Here is a 3,316-nt window from a genome sequence, read left to right on the forward strand (position 1 = left end):
GGCCTCGAAATGGTGCTGATCACCGGCGAAGTGGTCCGGCTTGGCGGCAAGCATCTCGATACGGAAGGCTATGATCTTCTTGGTTTGATGACCGGTTCGGAGGGATTGCTTGGCGTCGTCACTGAAGTAACCGTGCGTATATTGCAGAAGCCAGCGACAGCGCGCGCGTTGATGGTAGGCTTCCCGACAAGTGAGCAAGCTGGCAAATGCGTCGCTGACATCATCGCTGGTGGGATCATTCCCGGCGGTATGGAAATGATGGACCGCCCGGCGATACACGCGGCCGAAGACTTCGTCCATGCCGGTTATCCGCTTGATGTGGAGGCGCTGCTGATTATCGAACTCGACGGCCCGGTGGTAGAGGTCGATCACCTGATCGGCTTGGTAGAGGCTATCGCTTACAAAAATGGTGCGTCGACCTGCGTGATCTCGCAAAGCGAAGAGGAACGCATGGCGTTCTGGGCCGGCCGCAAGGCGGCTTTCCCCGCGGTTGGGCGCATTTCGCCGGACTATCTCTGCATGGACGGCACGATCCCGCGTAAGGAGCTGCCGAAAGTGCTGGCCGGTATGCGCGAACTTTCGGAAAAATACGGCCTTCGCGTTGCCAACGTCTTTCATGCTGGAGACGGCAATCTGCATCCGCTCATTCTTTACGATGCGAATATTCCGGAAGAATTGCACAAGGCGGAGGATTTCGGCGCCGATATCCTGCGGCTCTGTGTCAAAGTTGGCGGCGTGTTGACGGGAGAGCATGGCGTCGGTGTAGAAAAGCGTGAACTGATGCCGGAAATGTTCAACGAAATCGATCTCAACCAGCAGATCAGGGTCAAATGCGCGTTTGATGACAAGCACCTGCTCAATCCGGGAAAAGTGTTTCCGCAATTGCATCGCTGTGCCGAACTTGGCCGCATGCATGTGCATCGCGGACAGGTGCCATTCCCAGAAATTCCGAGATTCTGAGTGACCATATTTACTCCCAAGACCGAGGACGAAATTGCCGAGGCTGTCCAATGGGCGCTTTCTGAGAACGCGCCGGTTGAAGTCGTCGGCCATGGCTCCAAACGCAATCTTGGCCGTCCATTGCAGACGGAGCATACCATCGCGCTATCGGAATACTCCGGAGTAACACTCTACGAGCCCGACGAACTCGTGCTGAGCGCAAAAGCAGGCACGTCGATTGTCGAGCTCGAGACACTGCTTGCGGAGAACGGCCAGGCATTTCAGTTCGAACCAATGGATTATGGGCCGCTTCTGGGGCAAGCCGCGGGGCAGGGCAGTCTGGGTGGATTGCTTGCCACCAATTTGTGCGGGCCACGCCGTCTGAAATCGGGTTCGGCACGCGACCATGTTTTGGGAGTGCGCGTCGTTTCAGGCCGCGGCGAACTGTTCAAATCTGGCGGGCGCGTCGTCAAGAACGTGACCGGCTATGATTTGTCGAAAGGCATGGCCAATTCGTGGGGTACGCTTGGCATCGCCACTGAAATAACCTTCAAGGTCCTGCCCGCTCCGGAAACCGAAACCACGCTAGTGGTGCGTGGTCTTGCCGATGACGAAGCGGCGCGTGCCATGGCGATTGCCATGGGATCGAGCGGCGAGGTGGCTTCAGCAGCGCATCTTCCTCTCAATGTATCCGGACGCGTTATAGACGGTGATCTCAAGGGTGACGCATCGACGTTGCTGCGGCTTGAAGGTTTTGCACCCTCGGTCAACGATCGCGCAGCTATGCTCAAAGATCTATTGGCGTCGGCCGGCACGATTGTGGAGGTTGCTGGCGATACTTCGCGTAAGCTTTGGCAGGAGATTCGTGATGTCATCCCCTTTGCGGACGGCACGGAGCACCCCGTATGGCGTGTATCTATGGTGCCGATGGAGGCTTACAAACTCGTCGCGTCCTTACGCATGGGCGCCGCTGTCGATACCTTCTATGACTGGCAGGGCGGGCTTGTGTGGTTGCGCATGGAAGGCGAACCGGAAGCGGAGGCCGTGCGTGCTCTCATCAAGAAATATGGCGGAGGTCATGCAACGCTTGTTCGCGCATCGACGAGCTTGCGCGCGGCATTGCCGGTGTTCGAGCCGCAGCCTGCGCCCTTGGCAGCGTTGTCGAAGCGGCTCAAGCAGCAATTCGACCCGAGCGGAATACTAAACCCGGGCCGCATGGTCGCAGGAGTATAAACGTGCAGACAAATTTCACTCCCGAGCAGTTGCTGGATCCCGGTGTCAAAGAATCCGAGAAGATCCTGCGCAAATGTGTGCATTGTGGCTTCTGCACCGCGACTTGCCCGACTTATGTGACCCTCGGCAACGAACTCGACAGCCCGCGCGGGCGCATCTACTTGATCAAGGACATGCTGGAAAACGGCCGTGCGGCTGATGAGCAGGTTGTCAAGCATATCGACCGCTGCCTGTCATGCCTTGCCTGCATGACAACCTGTCCTTCCGGCGTGAATTACATGCATCTGGTCGATAACGCCCGCGCGCATATTGAGAAGACCTATAAACGCCCGATGATGAACAGGCTGACGCGTGCTCTCCTGGCGTTTGTCTTGCCTTATCCGGGACGCTTTCGCCTTGCTCTCACCGCAGCAAAGCTGGGCCGTCCACTTGCTCCGCTGTTCAAATCGATCGCCGCGCTGAAGCCGATGGCGGCGATGCTCGAACTCGCGCCCAAATCTGTCCCAGCGAAATCGCGCTTTGCCGAGCCCGGTTCGCATATGCCTGAGACATCGAAAAAGGGCAGGGTTGCCATACTCACGGGCTGCGCCCAGCCGGTGCTGAGACCCGGTATAAATGAGGCGACAATCCGGCTTTTGACCCGGCTTGGTATCGAAGTCGTGGTGCCAAAAGGCGAAAGGTGCTGCGGCTCGCTCGTGCACCACATGGGCCGCGAAGAAGAGGCACTTGAGGATGCACGTCGTAATGTTGATGTCTGGATCCGCGAGCTTGATACGGGTGGCCTTGATGCCATCGTGATTACCGCATCCGGTTGCGGCACTACGATCAAGGACTATGGCTACATGCTGCGCCTAGATCCCGACTACAAGGACAAGGCCGCCCGTGTATCTGCCTTGGCCAAGGACATTACCGAATATCTGGCGGCCTTGACCCTACCTGAACTGAAAGAGCCTGCTGGCCTTAGCGTTGCCTATCATTCCGCTTGTTCCATGCAGCACGGGCAGAAGATCACGCGCCAACCCAAGGACTTGCTGAGGACCGCCGGCTTTGTCGTCAAGGATCCAGCCGAAGGACATCTATGCTGCGGTTCGGCCGGCACCTACAATATCATGCAGCCGGAGATCGCTCGCACGTTGCGGGATCG

The 3,316-nt window shown here is 57.8% G+C and carries 3 protein-coding genes; all 3 read left to right on the top strand.

Going from position 1 to position 3,316, the window contains the following annotated elements; all coding sequences use genetic code 11:
* Positions 1-960, top strand: a 960-nt coding sequence (locus FHS21_RS30280) for an FAD-linked oxidase C-terminal domain-containing protein (RefSeq protein WP_281386191.1), incomplete at its 5' end; no start/stop codon positions are given.
* Positions 961-2,172 (top strand): glycolate oxidase subunit GlcE, encoded by a 1,212-nt coding sequence (gene glcE, locus FHS21_RS30285; RefSeq protein WP_183665848.1) that lies wholly within the window; start codon positions 961-963, stop codon positions 2,170-2,172.
* 2 nt (positions 2,173-2,174) lie between these two features.
* The coding region (gene glcF / locus FHS21_RS30290) for a glycolate oxidase subunit GlcF (protein ID WP_183665850.1) at positions 2,175-3,316 on the top strand (1,142 nt) is incomplete at its 3' end.

This window comes from Phyllobacterium trifolii (assembly GCF_014192095.1).
Classification (GTDB): domain Bacteria; phylum Pseudomonadota; class Alphaproteobacteria; order Rhizobiales; family Rhizobiaceae; genus Phyllobacterium; species Phyllobacterium trifolii.